The sequence below is a fragment of the Vibrio sp. Y10_XG_PY6 genome (assembly GCF_024181795.1).
Lineage (GTDB): Bacteria > Pseudomonadota > Gammaproteobacteria > Enterobacterales > Vibrionaceae > Vibrio > Vibrio diabolicus.
The window spans coordinates 1482070-1500276 of the sequence record NZ_JAMZAQ010000001.1; the positions used below are offsets into that span (position 1 = coordinate 1482070).

The 18207-nt window shown below is 44.9% G+C and carries 16 protein-coding genes; 9 read left to right on the top strand and 7 right to left on the bottom strand.

The features are described 5' to 3' along the window. Positions 1-35 precede the first annotated feature (35 nt). Positions 36-638, bottom strand: a complete 603-nt coding sequence (locus tag NL644_RS06320; protein ID WP_031780520.1) for a beta-phosphoglucomutase family hydrolase — start codon at positions 636-638, stop codon at positions 36-38. A 76-nt stretch (positions 639-714) separates the two neighbouring features. Here NL644_RS06320 and arfB point away from each other — a divergent pair, with 76 nt between their 5' ends. Beyond that, positions 715-1128, top strand: a complete 414-nt coding sequence (gene arfB / locus NL644_RS06325; protein ID WP_005396137.1) for an alternative ribosome rescue aminoacyl-tRNA hydrolase ArfB — start codon at positions 715-717, stop codon at positions 1126-1128. Between the two features lie 101 nt (positions 1129-1229). Continuing rightward, complete coding sequence (locus tag NL644_RS06330; protein WP_074190491.1) at positions 1230-2999, top strand: methyl-accepting chemotaxis protein; 1770 nt, start codon at positions 1230-1232, stop codon at positions 2997-2999. Positions 3000-3090: 91 nt separating this feature from the next. Here the strand turns inward: NL644_RS06330 and vmeZ are convergent, their stop codons facing one another. After that, a complete protein-coding gene (vmeZ, locus tag NL644_RS06335) occupies positions 3091-6243 on the bottom strand; it encodes a multidrug efflux RND transporter permease subunit VmeZ (RefSeq protein WP_046875892.1) in 3153 nt (1050 codons plus the stop codon). 8 nt (positions 6244-6251) lie between these two features. Beyond that, positions 6252-7379 carry a multidrug efflux RND transporter periplasmic adaptor subunit VmeY gene (gene vmeY, locus NL644_RS06340; protein WP_134645504.1) on the bottom strand — a complete coding sequence of 376 codons (1128 nt, stop codon included), beginning with the start codon at positions 7377-7379 and terminating at the stop codon, positions 6252-6254. Between the two features lie 417 nt (positions 7380-7796). On the opposite strand from vmeY, the gene NL644_RS06345 reads away from it, so the two are divergent. Beyond that, positions 7797-8261 (top strand): dCMP deaminase family protein, encoded by a 465-nt coding sequence (locus NL644_RS06345; protein WP_005373515.1) that lies wholly within the window; start codon positions 7797-7799, stop codon positions 8259-8261. 79 nt (positions 8262-8340) lie between these two features. Here NL644_RS06345 and pepT read toward each other — a convergent pair whose 3' ends face one another. Continuing rightward, positions 8341-9579: a peptidase T gene (gene pepT / locus NL644_RS06350; protein WP_199804267.1), complete on the bottom strand. Its 1239-nt coding sequence runs from the start codon at positions 9577-9579 to the stop codon at positions 8341-8343. Positions 9580-9749: 170 nt separating this feature from the next. Continuing rightward, complete coding sequence (locus tag NL644_RS06355) at positions 9750-10613, bottom strand: DUF6279 family lipoprotein (protein WP_253658199.1); 864 nt, start codon at positions 10611-10613, stop codon at positions 9750-9752. Positions 10614-10874: 261 nt separating this feature from the next. Here NL644_RS06355 and NL644_RS06360 point away from each other — a divergent pair, with 261 nt between their 5' ends. Further along, positions 10875-11048, top strand: a complete 174-nt coding sequence (locus NL644_RS06360; protein ID WP_005373524.1) for a hypothetical protein — start codon at positions 10875-10877, stop codon at positions 11046-11048. An 89-nt stretch (positions 11049-11137) separates the two neighbouring features. On the opposite strand, the gene NL644_RS06365 is transcribed toward NL644_RS06360, so the two are convergent. Both NL644_RS06365 and narQ read right to left on the bottom strand, forming a co-directional pair. Further along, the gene (locus tag NL644_RS06365; RefSeq protein WP_005398453.1) at positions 11138-11770 is read right to left on the bottom strand and encodes a response regulator; all 633 of its coding nucleotides are present in this window, start codon (positions 11768-11770) and stop codon (positions 11138-11140) included. Further along, positions 11757-13493: a nitrate/nitrite two-component system sensor histidine kinase NarQ gene (gene narQ / locus NL644_RS06370; RefSeq protein ID WP_048625157.1), complete on the bottom strand. Its 1737-nt coding sequence runs from the start codon at positions 13491-13493 to the stop codon at positions 11757-11759. Before narQ ends, NL644_RS06365 begins: the two co-directional genes overlap by 14 nt. Positions 13494-13740: 247 nt before the next feature. Between narQ and napF the strand changes: the two genes are divergently transcribed. The 5 genes from napF (at position 13741) to NL644_RS06395 (ending at position 18205) form a co-directional block, all read left to right on the top strand. Beyond that, complete coding sequence (napF, locus tag NL644_RS06375) at positions 13741-14226, top strand: ferredoxin-type protein NapF (RefSeq protein ID WP_176319203.1); 486 nt, start codon at positions 13741-13743, stop codon at positions 14224-14226. A gap of 42 nt (positions 14227-14268) precedes the next feature. Next, positions 14269-14577, top strand: a complete 309-nt coding sequence (locus tag NL644_RS06380; protein ID WP_005398456.1) for a chaperone NapD — start codon at positions 14269-14271, stop codon at positions 14575-14577. After that, positions 14574-17063, top strand: a complete 2490-nt coding sequence (gene napA / locus NL644_RS06385; protein WP_006741149.1) for a periplasmic nitrate reductase subunit alpha — start codon at positions 14574-14576, stop codon at positions 17061-17063. The genes NL644_RS06380 and napA overlap by 4 nt, the downstream gene beginning before the upstream one ends. A 79-nt stretch (positions 17064-17142) precedes the next feature. Continuing rightward, a complete protein-coding gene (locus tag NL644_RS06390; RefSeq protein WP_031780699.1) occupies positions 17143-17598 on the top strand; it encodes a nitrate reductase cytochrome c-type subunit in 456 nt (151 codons plus the stop codon). 28 nt (positions 17599-17626) lie between these two features. Further along, complete coding sequence (locus NL644_RS06395; protein ID WP_005398274.1) at positions 17627-18205, top strand: NapC/NirT family cytochrome c; 579 nt, start codon at positions 17627-17629, stop codon at positions 18203-18205. Positions 18206-18207: the final 2 nt, after the last annotated feature.

Sequence of the window (18207 nt, forward strand, 5' to 3'; positions counted from 1 at the left end):
CACCCCATTTTGATCTCGCTTTATCGCTCTTTTTACTATGGTTTTGGAAAAAAGATTAACTCGTTATCTTGCACCATAACGCAATCCATACCCGCTGCATGCGCCGCTCGTTTACCTAGCTCGGTATCCTCGAATACAAGACATTGTGACGCTTCCAACCCAAGATGCTCGGCCGCCACCAAAAAGGTATCCGGAAAAGGCTTATGGTTCTCTACATCACTTGCTGTTACCACAACATCCAACTTGTCCAATAAACCGGAGTGGCTCAATAAGCGCATGGCACTTTCTCGTTGACTGCCAGTCCCGACCGCTATTTTCTTGTGGCCTAAATATTCTTCTAACACGATATTAGTACACGGAATAACGTCACCGTGCAGCTCCATAGCAGCGAACGTTTCCATTTTAAATGTAGCGACGGTTTTAGGATCTAATGAAAGCTCATGCACACGGTTTAGCTCCTCGACAATTTTAAAGCTCGGCATGCCCCCTAAACTGTGAAACCACTCCTGACAAAACGGAAAATCAAAGCGATCTGCGGTTGCTTGCCAAGCAGCCAAATGGGCTGGCATGGTATCTATTAAAGTACCATCCATATCAAATATGAATCCCTCATAGGGCCTAAAATCAATCGTGCTCATGTCTTTTCTTCTATTTGTACATCTGTGATGTTAATTTATCAGCTCTTTCAATCGTCCTTACCGGCATTTACTTATCATGCTCAAAATTTCGAACTCCGTCACAATTCAAGAGTGGGAAATTCAATTATCCCCAATTAGAGCTCAAGGAAATGGTGGCCAGAACGTTAACAAGGTAGCGTCCGCTATACATTTACGCTTTGATATCCGACATTCCAGCTTACCTGACTTCTACAAAGAACGATTACTTGCTCTTTCTGACAGTCGTATAACTAAAGATGGCGTGATCATCATCAAAGCGCAACAATTTCGCACGCAAGAACAAAATAAGGAAGACGCCCTGAATCGGCTTCAAGCTTTAATTAAAGCTGCCGCCTTACAGGAGAAGAAGCGTATTAAAACGAAACCAACCCGCGCTTCTCAACGCCGAAGACTTGATACCAAGAACAAGCATGGAGCGAAAAAGCAGCAACGTAAGAAAGTGCTGTATTAATGCATGTCGTTTTCTCGACATGTTAGTTGAACAACGTTTGCTAGCCCTTGGGAAATCTCATTGGATTTCTCTTTTTAGTTACTTATTCAGGAAACAACAATATGACTATTAGGCAAAAACTCTACTTCCTCGGAGTTATCGCCATTTTAGGCATCGTGGCCCTTTTGGGTACGTCATCCCATTTCGCCAATAAGAGCAATGAACTTAACCACGCCATCAAACTCGTTGGCGATCTAGAAATACGTTTACTCAACTTACGCAGAAACGAGAAAGATTTCTTACTGCGTAGTAATGACAAATACTTAAACAAATTTGATGCGAATGTTGATAAGTTTCTAAATACCGAAAAAGAGCTTGCGAGCATACTCACGAGCAATGAATTACCTTCCAGTCAACGATTCAAACAAGACCTTCTTGCATACCAAAAGGGCTTTCAGAATCTGGTCAGTGCTTACCAACGCTACGGACTTGATGCAAAGAGTGGCCTTCTTTCTGGTTACGAGCAAGCACTGTTAGAAGCCAAGCAACGCTCCGACCACCAGCAATTGCTGGCGTTGGTTCGTTTTGACTCTGCGGTAAAATCAGGTCAATTCAATAGTGATTTGCTTGTTGGTCTATATGCTCCGGAGCTCATCAAAACAGGTAAGCTAGTAGCGGCACAAAAACAAGTTGTAGGGGTCGCTTACGACCAAGGCCTACTTGGTGAAACTCGCGCATTATCTCATGCCGTAGAAGAGCAATTTGAAACCTTTTCGACAGCCCTTAGCTCTGCTGCTGCAAAGCGTGATGAACAAATGTCGACCATCAAGCAAGTGATTACTGCCCTGATCTTAGGTGTTATTTTCGCATTGATTTGGCAGATCTCTCGCTCAATCAATACACGAGTAAACAGCTTGCTTGGCACCATTCGAAGCATTAGCGAAACAAACAACATGGGACTGCGCTCTGACTTGAAAGGCAAAGATGAGCTATTTGATATCAGCCACCACCTCAATGATCTGTTGGATAAGCTTGAGCAGTTAATTAGTGGCACCCAAGAAAAATCGGCGCAGTTAACAGCCAGTACCGATAATATGCATCGTGAGCTAGAAGGGGTTATGGAGCAGTTCCATACTCAAACGGACCACACTGCATCGATGGCTACTGCGGTTCAGCAAATGGTGGCAACGATAGGCGAAATATCGGAAAGCACGTCGGTTGCGGTAGAGGGTGTACATCAAGCCGCGAATAATGCCGAACAAGGCCGAAGTGTTGTTGAAACCACCGTAACCAACATTGGTCAATTGACCAGTATTTTATCGAACAGTCAGCAGTCGATTGGCTCGTTGAACCAGCATGTAGATAAAATTGGTGGTGCCGTGAACATCATCCAAGAAATTGCGGAACAAACTAACTTACTGGCTCTCAATGCAGCAATTGAAGCCGCGCGAGCAGGCGAGCAAGGTCGTGGCTTCGCCGTTGTTGCCGATGAAGTACGTGCCCTAGCTAGCCGAACTCATCAATCTACCGAGGAAATCACGCGAGTTGTTGTTGATATTCAAGCTCAAATGTCGACGGTCGTGGCGGATATTGATCAATGTAACGATCAAGGACAACAAACGCTCAATGCCTCTGAAAAACTGGATTCTAGCCTGCAGCAGATCATCACTGACATGCATGCAATTCAAGGCAATTCGGAGCGCATTGCTTCTGCGATTGAAGAGCAAGGTATCGTGATGAACCAAGTTAGTGGCTCAATCACCGAGCTTAACGCGATATCTGAAAACAACATGCAATCCGCTCAGGAATGCTTGCACGAGGTGAACTCTGTTTCTGCTCAAGCTCATGATATGGACGAAGCCGTTGCACAATTTAAAACCGCGCTAAAATAACCTTCCCTACAAATAAAAAGCCCGAGGCAATCATTGCTTCGGGCTTTTTTTCGACTTTAACTTCGTGCTCTACTGTGCACAGCGGGTGTGATTACTCATCATCAAGAGGAACCAGCTTGGTGTTGCCGCCATGAACTTTCTCACGCTGTCTTTGCACCAGAGCGTAGAAGCCTGGGATCAAGAATGTACCTGCTAGAAGCACACACAATAGACCACCAATCAGCGACACGCCGAGCGAGTTTTGGCTCACGTGCCCTGCACCTGCGGCGAAGATCAGCGGGAAGATACCCAGGATAAACGACCAAGATGTCATATTCACTGCGCGGAAACGTAACGTGCCTCCTTTAACCGCTGCACTATCGATATCAGCATCTTTTTCTTCACGTTCTTGCTTGGCGAACTCCACAATCAAAATTGCGTTTTTCGCCGCCAAGGCTATGAGCAAGACAAGGCCAATTTGCGCATACAAGTTAAGCGGTGTCCCAGTCAGATTCAACGCCAAGAAGGAGCCTAACGTTGCTACTGGCACCACCAAAATGATGGCTAATGGAATACTCCAGCTCTCATATTGTGCCACCATGAACAAGTAAATGAAGATCAAAGCCAGTGCAAACGCATAAATGGCTTGGTTACCCGCAAGTACTTCCTGATAAGCCATACCTGTCCATTCGTACGTGTAGCCCTGCGGAAGAACCTCTGCTGCAACGCGTTCCATTGCGGCAATCGCATCACCACTAGAGTAGCCCGGAGCTGGTTGGCCTTGAATGATAGCACTGCGGTACATGTTGTAACGCCATGCCACATCAGGCTCAAACACTTGCTCGTAGCTCACTAGCGTACTTAGCGGAACCATATCACCGTTCGAAGAACGAACATGGAAACGCTCTAGATCTTCCATGCTGCTACGGTGCTGGCTATCAGCTTGCATGGTTACGCGGAAGTTCTTACCAAACATGGTGAAGTCATTCACATAAAGCGAACCTAAGTTGCCTTGCAAGGTTTGGAAAATAGACGACAGTGAAATACCCAACTGCTGTGCTTTCTCACGGTCGATATCAACGTAGTAGTGCGGGACATTCGCGCGGAACGTACTAAACGTGTAGGCAATTTCAGGGGCTTGGTTGGCCGCTTGGATCATTTCTCCCATGACCATCGACAAATCGGTACGGCTTCGCCCTAGCGTATCTTCAAGCACAAACTCAAAACCAGACGCAGCGCCCATACCAGGAACCGCCGGAGGTCCCATCGCAAACACAACCGCTTGAGGCAACTCTGTCGCCGCTCGGCCATTAATACGCGCCGCGATGGCATTGGCAGAGTGTTCCCCTTGCAACGAGTTACGAGTATCCCAGTCATGCAGTTTGATAAACACAGATGCACCGTTTGATGCTGCTGCGCCTGTCATAAACGAGTAACCGTTCGCAACCGTCACGCCATCCACACCAGGCTCTTCACCAATCATGTTCATTAAATCATTGGTGACTTCTTCAGTACGAGATAAAGATGCTGAATCTGGTAGCTGAACGTTAACCAGCAAAATGCCTTTATCTTCTTGAGGAACAAACGCTGTTGAGGTAGTTTTCGCAAAGAAAGTTACCGCCGCGATAGCGACTATAAAGAACGTCACGAGCAGCAAAGATTTCTTCACCAAGAAACCAGCGACCTGACCATAACGCGTTGTGATACGCTCTAAGCCTCGGTTGAAAGCCTGGAACCAGTTAGCGGTGTTGCCCCCCCCCTGCTTCAATACCAAAGAACAAAGCGCTGGAGACAGCGTCAATGCGTTAATGGATGAGATCACAACCGAAATACAGATGGTCAAAGCGAACTGGCGATACATGATACCAGTGATACCCGGCAGCATCGCGACTGGTATGAATACCGCAAGTAGAACCAAGGTCGACGTGATGATTGGGCCCGTTACTTCTTTCATCGCTAGCAATGTCGCTTTACGCGGTGAAATGGTTGGGTCTTTCGCCATGGTGGTATCGACGTTTTCGATAACCAGAATCGCATCGTCCACCACGATACCAATCGCGAGGATCAAGCCAAACAAAGTGACCGTATTGATGGTGAAGCCCGTCGCCTGCATGATGGCAAACGTACCAATCAAAGAAACGGGGATCGCGACAACAGGAATCAATGTTGCGCGCGCACTACCCAAGAACAAGTAAGTTACAGCAATCACCAATAGAATCGCTTCAATCAGTGTTTTTACTACCCCTTTGATCGATTCAGATACGAACACGGTTGTATCGTAGCTGGTCTCGTACGCCATGCCCTCAGGGAAGTTTTTACTCAAGTCCTCAAGCAGCTCCATGACGGCCTGACCACTTTCTAACGCGTTCGCATCTGATTGAAGAGACAATGCAACAATTGACGCGTCCTGACCACGGAATTTACCGTTACCATCGTAGAACTTTTTGCCTAGCTCGACACGAGCGACATCTTTCAGATAAACCGTGGAACCATTTGGATTAGCTCGAAGGACAACGTTCTCAAACTCGCTCACGCTTTCCAAGCGACCTTTGGTCACAAGGTTAAACTGAACTTCTTGCGGATTGTTGTATGGTGCTGCACCAACACGCCCTGCCGCAACTTGAACGTTTTGTTCAGCCAAAGCGGCGTATACGTCTGACGTGGTTAGCTTAAGGTTGGCCATTTTTTCCGGATCTAACCAAACACGCATTGCGTATTCGCCACCACCAATCACGTTAACTTCACTAATGCCTTTCGCACGAGCCAGCTGATCTTTTACATTCAAGTTAATGTAGTTAATCAAGAACTGATCGTCGTATTTGCCATCAGGCGAATAGAAGTTAAGGACCATCAGCAAGTCAGGTGAGCGTTTTTTCACCGTCACACCAACCATGCGCACTTCTTGAGGCAGTTTTGACTCGATCTGTGATACACGGTTTTGCACGTTTACTTGTGCCATGTCTGGATCGGTTCCGACATCGAACGTGACATTTAGGCTGTATGAGCCATCGTTCGCGCTCTTTGAAGACATATAGATCATGTCCTCAACGCCATTGACCGACGTCTCTATGGGGTCCGCAATGGCCTGCTCGACAACTTCCGCACTCGCACCGGTGTAGTATGCCGAAACGCTGACTGATGGCGGACTTATCTGTGGGTACTCCGCCACTGGCAAAATCGCCAGTGAGATCGCGCCTGCTAGCGTTAATATGATCGAAATAACCAGCGCGAATTTAGGTCTCTGAATAAAGAAACGACTTAACATAGTGCCCCCTACTGCTTATCTTCAGCAGGTGTTTGAATGCGCACTTCTACACCATTACGCACACGCTGTAGGCCCTGTGTAATAACCGTATCTTCCTGATCGAGGCCTTCTCGAATGATAATGCCTTGTTCAACCTGAGGTCCAAGCTCGACGTTACGACGCTCTGCCACACTTCCCTCAGCCATCACCATCACAAAGTCACCTTCTAAGTCAGTCTGTACTGCACGTCGTGGGATAACAATAACGTCTTTCGTGTTCTTATCTCTCAAGTTCACTTTGATGTGCTGACCCGGAAGTAACTTCTGCTCTGGGTTTGGCACTAGCGCACGCATTGCAATCGTACCAGTTTTGGTATCAATACGATTACCTAAGAAATCGAGTTTACCGAGATGCTCAAAAAACTGACCATTTTCCAGCTCAAGCTGAACTTCAACTCTGTTTGATTCTGCTGAGCCGTCGCCTTTAACTTGATCCATACCCATGGCTAAACGCTCGCGCTCACTCACACTAAATGAAGTGTGCACTGGGTCTAAGCTCACCAATGTCGTCAGCACGCCAGATGAAGGGGAAACAAGATCACCAGTACTCACTTTGGTATCGCTAATGCGACCGCTGAACGGAGCTCGGATTTGAGTATAAGAAAGGTTAACTTCAGCAAGCTTAAGCTGAGCATTTGCTGCTTCTAGCTCGGCTTTCGCCCCAAGAAGTGCCGCAGTTAAGGCGTCAAACTCAGATTGAGAGATACTACCGCGAGGCAACAAGTTTTTACCTCGGGTGTGGTCTAGTTCCGCTTTTTTTAGCGCGGCTTTTGCTTGTGCAAGTGCCGCTTTAGCGCTCGCGACTTGTGCTTCAAAAGAAGATGGCTCGATAGAATAAAGAAGCTGCCCTTTTTCTACCATTTGCCCCTCTTCAAAGTGACGAGCTTTTAAATAGCCAGAAATCTGCGCGGTAATATTGGTATCTTCTACTGCTTCAATGCGACCGATATAAGACTTGCTCGGTTGGTAGTCGATAACCGTGACATCCTGAGTCACTACGAGAGGCGCTTGGCCTTCCCTTTGGGCATTATTAGCTTCCCCGCATCCAGCGAGGATTGCTGTAGCCGCCATTAGTGCGACAAGTGGTTTCTTTTGCATGTATTTACCGTCTTTATAGAACAGGATATTGTTGAATTCCCATCAACCTTACTCCTTGCTGCAACTGAAAACTTCACTCAAAAGCCCCCAAAATGTTTCTAAATGTAAACATGAGAAACAAAAAGAAAATAAAGTAATTTAGTTAACAGTGATATTTAACGAACAATACACAAGCAGCTCAATCATAATTATTTGATATACACTCTCAGGCATCGTGCATTTAGAGGCGCCAGGAAACACTAAGTGAGATATCGTATAAAGACAGAAAGTGAGATTCGGTGCTCAAGATAAGAACGTTTTATGGTTAAAAAGACAAAAAATGACGCCTTCATACTCAAGACCCCGATTTTGACTATTTTTTTAATATAAATGGGTTATCATTCAATTAATTCAACGCCTTCGACAGAGAGGATGACTATGATTTCTAAATGGGCAAAACGCTTTTACCAGATGGCAGAACTAGTGGCGTCATGGAGTAAGGACCCATCAACACAAGTCGGTGCAGTTATCACTAAACAGAATCGCATTGTATCTGTTGGATTTAATGGCTACCCGCACGGTGTTTCTGACAGTGTCGATACCGATGAACGCGAGTTGAAATATCTAAAAACACTGCATGCAGAAGAGAACGCAATTTTGTTCTCAAAACGTGACTTAGACGGATGTGATATTTGGGTGACGCATTTTCCATGTCCTAACTGCGCGGCAAAGATCATTCAAACAGGGATCTCACACGTGCACTGCCCTGAGCAATCTGAAGACTTTCTATCTCGCTGGGGAGATAAAATCCAAGTCAGCCAAGACATGTTCGATCAAGCGGGTGTGAAAGTCGACTGGCTACCACTAGAAGACATTGAAATTGAAGACAAAGACGTACGTTAATGTTTCGTTTTTGAATTTAAAAATAGCCCAGATGACTCTGGGCTATTTTCCCCCATTCAATCGACAAGAACCGCTCGATCTAGTCTGTTAACCGTGTTTTTTTCGCGGTGAGTTCAGCAATTTTGACGATGACAAGCACTGACTTCTCCATCATTTCAACCGAAATAAACTCATGAATCCCATGGAAGTTAAAACCACCAGTGAAGATATTCGGGCACGGCAACCCCATAAAAGATAAACGTGCGCCATCTGTACCACCACGAATAGGTTTTATAATCGGTTCAACATCACACGCTTCCATCGCTTGCTTCGCTAACTCAATGATATGCGGGTAAGGCTCAACCATTTCTCTCATATTGTAATAGCTGTCTGTTATTTTCAGTTCTACAGAACCATGACGTAAGCCCGCGTTCATGTCATCAACGAGTTTCTGCATAAAGGCTTTTCGCTCTTCAAGGCCCTGACGATCAAAGTCTCGGATAATGTAACCAAGTTCGCTTCGCGCCACGCCCATTTCTGCCGATTTTAAATGGAAGAACCCTTCGTAGCCTTCTGTTGTTTCGGGAGTTTGATCTTGAGGCATTTGAACCTGAAATTTCGCAGCCAAGTTCATCGCATTAACCATTTTACCTTTTGCAGTACCAGGGTGAACGCTGACACCATGAAAAATCACATCGGCGTTTGCCGCATTAAAATTTTCGTATTCCAGTTCACCTTGCGGGCCACCATCAATAGTGTATGCCCATTTCGCGCCAAACTTTTCAACATCAAATAAATCTGCGCCCCGGCCAATCTCTTCATCTGGTGTGAAGCCGATACGAATGTCGCCGTGTGGAATGTCTGGATTTTCTAGTAACAGCGCGACTGCAGAGAGAATCTCAGCAATACCAGCTTTGTTATCCGCGCCAAGTAATGTAGTGCCATCGGTAGTGATAAGATTGTGGCCATGTAGATGATGTAAATCTGGATATTGCACCGGAGATAGCACTTCATCCCCCAACCCTAGCGCAATATCGCCGCCTTGGTAATCTTCAATAAATTGCGGTTTTACGTTTTTTCCTGAGGCGTCAGGCGCGGTATCCATATGGGCAATAAAGCCTATAGGCGGCACCTCATAATCAACGTTAGCTGGCAGTCTAGCCATCAAGTAGCCATTTTTATCTAATGTCACATCACTTAAGCCAAGTTCAATCATCTCTTTCTTAAGCAACTCAGCAAACACAAGCTGACCAGGCGAGCTTGGGCAAAGCGTAACATGTGGATTTGATTGGGTATCGAACGTGACGTAGCGAAGAAATCTTTCAACTAAATGTTTCATATTTATTCTCATTGTTTTTATACGATGAGGCTTTATCAACCATCAATAAGCTGACCTTACCTCATCAAACCTCAAGCTATGTTACGCTCTTAGCTCAATAAGAATTTGCTTTGAATCATTTTTTCATAAGAAAGGCTACGGCACATCCCCTCGTCAATTGAAGCATGAATCTAATCTAATAATTCCTCAGCTAGTACTCGCCACTCTTTTACCTTACCGCGAAAATGAAGCCATTGTTTATCGGTCATAGATTGAGAAATATCTAATGTCAGTTGATCGACCAGCACAAAGTTAGAATCAATATTTTTAGAAAGCTGCTCACTGTAATAGCTCTCTGGCTCGAACAACAGGCGCATAAATATATCCTGATAAGTGACAGCATTGGACTTGTTGTCGAACAGATATTCGAGATCTTGATATATCGTTGCTCGATAACCTCTCCATAAAGGACTGTTAAGAGTGACTTGTTGAGAAAACGTTTGAGCTAATTGGCGCTGACTTTCTGATAGGCTTCCCAACCACTCTTCCATCCATTCTTCTGTGTTATCTAGAATAATTTCACGTATTTCATCTTCCGTTTTATCCGCATATTTTGCGTTTCGCTCTTGATAATGCTCTTGTACATTACTCAGAAATTCCCGTTCTTGATCTTTCGTTAACTGTAAACTCAAAGCAAAAAGGTCTGGTGCCGCTTTGCTTACCACTCTATCGTAATGCGCTCGCATTCTATCTCGATTTTCCTGCAAATAATTTAGGGTTATATCGCTAGCTTTTAATCTCTCAAGCTCTTTTAAATGATCGATATATAACGGTAACTCTTCTTTCTTATGCCATTCTGCTAACAATAATAAGCGTTCTTCGACCAAGACTTCTTGTTCACCTTGCAGAGAAACATAATCCTCTATGTAATCGATAACGAACCAATCGATATTGCTGTATAGAAACTTCTTCGTACATCCGGCAAGAAGAAATACGAAACAAAATAGAAGGCCATAACCAAGCACCTTATTAGATACACCCTGTAATTTAGTCACTTATTCGTATTCCCTTTTCTATTGATTAAGTTCTATACTCAACTTGTATCACTTAATATTGCGGCAAACTTACACCAGTGTGACAAATATTGATTGCCACCTTAATAATATATAGAGTTTGAAATTAACTTTTTGATCACAGCTATCCGCAAAAAAGTGAGTTAGAGCGCAATTATCGGCTAAAAAATACACCGAACGACGCTCCTTATAACGGCATATAATTTGCATGGATGTTTTTTGGATGGTTTATGGAGGCGAAGTATGGCAGCCGCTGAGCAACTTGATACCAGTGTAGAATATGAGATTCGATATTTTGAACAGGGGAAAATGCACTGCATGAGAGTCATTGCTGAAAGCAAAAAAGTGGCTTATCAGTACTATTTAGAGTGCGGTAAGCACAACAGTGACTTGTACTCTATTCGCCCAGACAAATAAAAAAACCGCCTTTAAGGCGGTTTTTTTATTATTAAAATCACGCTAAACGATTGATTCCATTGGTAGTTTGGGATTGTTCTTCAACTGTATTATTTGATGTCGCCAAAGCGCTCAAGATAAAGAACGGTTGCCGCAGTACGAGAAGGAACTTGAAGCTTTTTAAGTAAACTCTTCATATGCACTTTAACCGTGGATTCAGAAATAAAAAGACGGTCGGCAATCTGCTTGTTGCGGAAACCTCTTGCCACCTCTCTTAAGATCTGCGTTTCGCGATCCGTCAGCGTATCAAAAACGTCCTCTTGTCCTGAACGCTCACTCAAATACTTAGAAACTTCTTGGCTGTAAGCTTTGTCGCCTTGATGTGCTTGTTTTAGCAACTCAACCAACTCATCGGGCTCAGTGTCTTTCAATAAATAGCCATCGGCACCACTTCTAACTATTGCTTCTATGTCAGCTGGGCTATCCGATACGGTTAAGATAACAATTCGAGCTTCACAACCATCAGCACGTAGCGCTTGTAAGGTATCGAGGCCTGACATGCCTTTCATATTGAGATCAAGAAGTACAAGATCCAGTTCCAGCTCATGCGCTTTCGCTACCGCATCTGCGCCATTACTTGCTTCTGCAACGACTTCAAACTCAGGCTCAAAGCTTAAAAGTTGGTGAATACCTCGTCGCATGAGTGGATGATCATCCACCAGCATTACTTTACACACTGTCACTGTTTACTTCCTTACTATGTTGGAATTCTAGTTTTACGGTACAGCCTTTGTTTATCGATGCTTCAATGTGAAGATCGGCATGCAGCCTAGCGGCTCGCTCTTGCATGATACTCATACCGTAATGATTTAATTTTTCGTCTTGATGTTCAAAGCCTATTCCATCATCGGTAACGGTTACTGTGACTTTTCCATCATTATCAAGACATTGAATGTGAATATTATCTGCTTGCGCATGCTTGATGGCATTAATTGCCGCTTCTCTTATCAACTGTAGTAAATGAACCTGCTGGTGTGCATCCAGTTCAGTTGAAGAAAGTCTATTTTTTAACGTAATGTCAGCGACGGTTTGTTCGTTGAGCGTTTCGACCATATCTTGCAATGCTTGGCCAAAACTGCCCTCTTTAATCGTAAGACGAAACGTCGTCAGTAATTCGCGTAGTTGGGTATAAGCAGCAGATAAGCCCGTATCCAACTCGGCAATGACTTGATTCGCCTGAGCTATCGCTTTTTCATCAGGCAAATTCTTTACGCTTCTCTTTAATAAAGCGACCTGAATTTTTAAATAAGAGAGTGCTTGAGCTAATGAATCATGCAGTTCCCGAGCAATGGTGGCTCGCTCTTCCATCAGTAGGATTTGTTCTGCTTGGCGTTGGGCTCGATTGTAATACACGGCACGCGATAAAATCTGCACAAAGTTGTCAATCAGTGCCTCATTCGGACAAGGTAACCCGGCCTTCCAATACAAATAGCCTAAGTGCTCACCGTCTAACGTTAGAGCCTTACTATGGCAATCTTCATCACAGTCGTGGCAGCACTCTTCCCCTTCCATCAATATCCAACTCGGTTCTCCCAATTGCTCTATTTCAAGTTTGACCGCTTTAATGCCTTCAAGACTTGCAATATGTTGCAATATGGCTTGGAAGTTATCCTGATTAATACGCGAAGCCGTTAACTCTTTCGACGAGTCATACAATACTTCTAAAGACTGATTCGCATGCTGTAATTTACGCGTTTTTTCATCAACCGCTTGTTCTAGCCCTCGGTATAACTTACCAAGGTCCGTCGCCATCCGATTAAAGGTTCGAGTCAGGATCCCCATTTCATTATCGCTGGATACATCAAGCGATATATTAAATGAGCGATTCTTAATTTGCTCGCTAGCAAAAACTAAAGCACGCAAAGGCCGTACAACTTCGAGGCGCACAAAATGGACAACAAACATACTGACACAAAGGATACCGCCTAACCCTAACCCGCCAATCCAAGCTAAGTTAATCAGCTTTTGCTCCGAAAAGCTTTGCAGCTTAAATACAAACTCATCGATCTGCTTTACAAAACCAGCCACTAGGAGTTGGTACTCCGCCGGGTTGTCTCCTCTCAACACCGACTTGAGTTCATGCCATCTCATAATAAGACGGTAGTAATCATGAGTAATGTCTTCTGGCACTGACCAATGCTGGAGTGCTTTCATGGAAGGTGAGTATATCGAATGTTCAAATGCGTCAATATGTGAAGAGTAATCAACAGATTTAATCTGAATATCATGTGCCAAACGATAACTTTGCATTCGCATTGAGCCAGCAACATTGACGGCTTCTGCATCATTCAAGCTTGACGCTAACGTAAAAATTGCAAAACCAGTCGTAGCAACTGAAAGCAGCAAAATAAGAAGCATCGCGGACGCAATCGTGCGCGTCACTGACTTTTTCACATTTTTAAACAATCTGAGTTCCTCGCCCATTAACAACCCTATTTGTACGTGCAATGAACCCATTACCTTTCAACTTTATCAATATGTGATCACCTGCGACGGAATTTATTGATCCAAAACAATATTGCATCCCATTTACCTCCTAAGAGGTATTTATACAAATATGTCAAAAACTACAATTTCGTTAGTTTAAATGACAGTTTATTAATGAAAATTGTGGACTATGCTTAGTTTGGGTTCCAAGTTTCGAGGTGACTAAGTGGTAGACCTTTCCAGAAGAAGACTCTTTGCAAGAAAAGCGCACCCCGACAACGCCGTACGTTTGCCTTGGTTAGCCAAGCCAGAACAGTTTACGGACGATTGCACTCGCTGCGGTAAATGCATTGAGGCCTGCGAAACAAAGATTATAACTAAAAGTGATGGCGGATTCCCTTCGGTCGATTTTTCTATTGATGAATGCACATTTTGTTATCAGTGTGCAGACGCCTGTCCTGAGCCCCTTTTCTTGCCAAAAACAGAGCAACCTTGGCAAGCGAAAGCAAGCATCAACGATAGCTGCTTAGCAAAACAAAATGTCGAATGCCGAAGCTGTGGGGATATGTGCGACCCAATGGCAATTCAGTTCAAATTAGAGCTGGGGAAAGTAGCACAACCCAATTTAGACCTTGATGAGTGTAACGGCTGCGGCGCCTGTGTTTCAGTGTGCCCGACTTCATCCATCAATGTGAGCAATATAACAGCCTAAGCCGTATGTCGTCGGCCAAAAGGCAATAAATGAGAGAGCTATATGTCACTAAATGAAGTGCATATTTCAAGTTTGGTAGTACACGTACTGCCAGAACATCTGGACGAAATCAAACAACAGATCGAAGCACATGAAAATGCGGAAATCTATGGTGACAGTCCAGAAGGCAAGATTATCGTCGTGCTTGAAACCGAAAACCAAGGTTTTATCACAGACACTATCGATGCCATCAACAATTTACCGAATGTCTTGAGCACGGTATTGGTTTATCACCAAATCGAAACTGGGCTTGAAGAAACGGATGAAGAAGACACTGGAACACAACATTCCCAAATCGAGGGTGAAGTATGAAAATGACAAGACGTGCGTTTGTGAAAGCAAACGCGGCTGCATCAGCTGCTGCTGTCGCAGGTGTGACACTACCAGCATCTGCAGCCAACCTGATTGCAAGCTCTGATCAAACCAAAATCACATGGGACAAAGCACCTTGTCGTTTCTGTGGTACAGGCTGTTCTGTTCTTGTTGGTACTCAAAATGGTAAAGTGGTAGCAACACAGGGTGACCCAGAAGCACCAGTAAACAAAGGCCTAAACTGTATTAAAGGCTACTTCCTTTCTAAGATCATGTACGGTCAAGACCGTCTGACCCAGCCGATGCTGAGAATGAAAGATGGCAAATTCCACAAAGACGGTGAATTTACACCTATCTCTTGGGATGACGCTTTCGACATCATGGCTGAGAAATGGAAAGCTTCCCTCGAGAAAAAAGGTCCAACAAGCGTAGGTATGTTTGGCTCAGGCCAATGGACAGTAATGGAAGGCTACGCTGCGTCAAAGCTAATGAAAGCGGGCTTCCGTTCAAACAACATTGATCCAAACGCTCGTCACTGTATGGCTTCTGCTGTAGTTGGCTTTATGCGCGCATTCGGTATCGATGAGCCGATGGGTTGTTACGATGACTTTGAGAACGCAGACGCATTCGTTCTATGGGGCTCGAACATGGCAGAGATGCACCCTGTTCTATGGACTCGTATTACTGACCGTCGCCTAAGTCACCCTCACGTTAAAGTGAACGTGCTTTCTACTTACTACCACCGTTCATTTGAGTTGGCAGATCACGGCTACATTTTTAATCCACAGTCTGACCTAGCGATTGCTAACTTCATCGCGAACTACATCATCGAAAACGATGCGGTAAACTGGGACTTCGTGAACAAGCACACTAACTTCACTCAAGCAGATACCGACATCGGTTACGGCCTACGTGACGATGATCCGCTACAAAAAGCAGCGAAGAATCCTAACTCAGGCAAGCTAACGTCTATCTCTTTCGAAGAGTACAAAAAGTCTGTTGCACCTTACACCGCTGAGAAAGCCTCTGAAATCTCTGGTGTTGAAAAAGAGAAGCTTATCGAGCTTGCGAAGCAATACGCCAATCCAAATACGAAAGTAATGTCACTTTGGACAATGGGTATGAACCAACATACTCGTGGCGTGTGGATGAATAACTTGGTTTACAACATCCACCTACTAACCGGTAAGATCTCGACTCCGGGTAACAGCCCATTCTCACTAACGGGTCAACCATCTGCGTGTGGTACGGCTCGTGAGGTTGGTACGTTTGCTCACCGCCTACCAGCGGACATGGTGGTTGCTAACCCGAAACACCGTAAGATTGCAGAAGACATCTGGAAACTGCCAGAAGGTACGATTCCACCAAAACCTGGCTTCCACGCCGTATTGCAAGACCGCATGTTGAACGATGGTGTCCTGAACTGTTACTGGGTTCAATGTAACAACAACATGCAAGCAGGTCCAAACATCAACACAGAACGTCTTCCAGGTTACCGCAACCCAGAAAACTTCATCGTTGTGTCTGACCCATACCCGACGGCAACAGCGCAAGCAGCAGACCTTATTCTTCCAACAGCAATGTGGATTGAGAAAGAAGGTGCTTACGGTAACGCAGAGCGTCGTACTCAAGCTTGGTACCAACAAGTGGGCACGGTCGGTCAGGCAAAATCTGACCTATGGCAGCTAATGGAGTTCTCGAAACGCTTCAAAATGGAAGAGGTGTGGCCTGAAGAGCTACTAGCGAAAGCGCCTCAGTACCGTGGTAAAACCATGTACGACGTACTATACCGCAATGGTAATGTCGACAAGTTCCCTATCGAAGAAGCTCGCGAACTGAATGACGATGCCCACCACTTCGGTTTCTATGTTCAAAAAGGTCTGTTTGAGGAATATGCAACGTTTGGCCGTGGTCACGGGCATGATTTAGCACCATACGACCGTTACCATGAAGTGCGTGGTCTACGTTGGCCAGTTGTTGATGGTAAGGAAACACAATGGCGCTTTAAAGAAGGTTCTGATCCATACGCAAAAGAAGGTTCTGGTTGGGATTTCTACGGCAATGCTGACGGCAAAGCGAAGATTATCTCTGCACCATATGAAGCGCCACCAGAAGTGCCAAACGATGAGTTTGATATGTGGCTATGTACTGGTCGTGTTCTTGAACATTGGCACACAGGCACCATGACTCGTCGTGTACCTGAGCTATACAAAGCAGTACCAGACGCAGTGTGTTACATGCACCCTGAAGACGCAAAAGCGCGTAACGTTCGTCGTGGTGAAGAAGTACTCATGGCAAACAAACGCGGCGAAGTACGCGTTCGTGTTGAAACTCGCGGTCGTAACCGTCCGCCAAAAGGTTTGGTATTCGTACCGTTCTTTGATGCACGTATTTTGATTAACAAGCTCATCCTAGATGCGACTGACCCACTGTCTAAACAGACAGACTTTAAGAAGTGTCCAGTCAAAATCACTAAGATTGCTTAACCTTCAGATACCGAATGCTACGGCCGTCACTATGGCGGCCTAATAAAGAATTTAAGCCATAAAGGCGGAGATGAAAATGATGAAAAAATTACTTGTCGCACTTTTATCTGTAGGTGCTTTAGTGACAGGCATTGCGCAAGCTGAGTTAGATAATCCAGGTGGTATTGGCGGTCTAGAGTCTCTACGTGGAATGTCTCAATTGGAAGACACACGCCCAGCAGATGAGTTCAAAGACTTCCCAAAAGACCAGATTGTTGAAGATAGCTTTGTTTATCAACCACCGTTGATCCCACACAGCATCCGTCACTACGAAGTATCGTTAAATGCTAACAAGTGTCTTGCGTGCCACAGCTGGAAAAATGCAAAAGAGTCAGGCGCGACTAAAATTAGCGTAACGCACTATGTAAACCGAGAAGATGCTGTATTGGCGGATATGTCTCCTCGTCGTTACTTCTGTTTGCAATGCCACGTGCCACAAACTAATGCTAAGCCACTAGTTGAAAACAAGTTCGAGGCAGTTGATTCGCTTCAGTAATTGAAACGCGAGTACGAAGAGGTTATTTATGAAAATACTTAAAGCGTTTTGGAAAAGACTGAAGAACCCAAGTAAAGCTGCCGCTGGTGTGGTTTTGTTCTTAGGTTTTGCTGGCGGTCTTTTATTTTGGGGCGCATTCAACACAGGTATGGAGGCAACCAACACAGAAGAGTTCTGTTCTGGCTGTCACGCACCAATCGTTGCTGAAATTCAAGAAACAATTCACTACTCTAACCGTTCTGGTGTTCGTGCCATCTGCTCAGACTGTCACGTTCCTCATGAATGGACAGATAAGATCGTTCGTAAAGTACAAGCATCCAAAGAGCTATTCGCTCACTATGTTCTGCGTACTATCGATACACCAGAGAAGTTCCAAGAGCGTCGAGGACACCTTGCTGAGCGAGAGTGGGCGCGAATGAAAAAGAATGACTCTCTTGAGTGTCGTAACTGTCACGAGTTTGATTACATGGATTACTCTCAACAAGGCTCACGAGCAGCGGAGCAGCACTCTACTGCGCTAGCTTCTGGAGAGAAAACCTGCGTAGATTGTCACAAAGGCATCGCGCACAAACTACCAGACATGAGCGGCGTTGAAGGCTGGCACTAAGG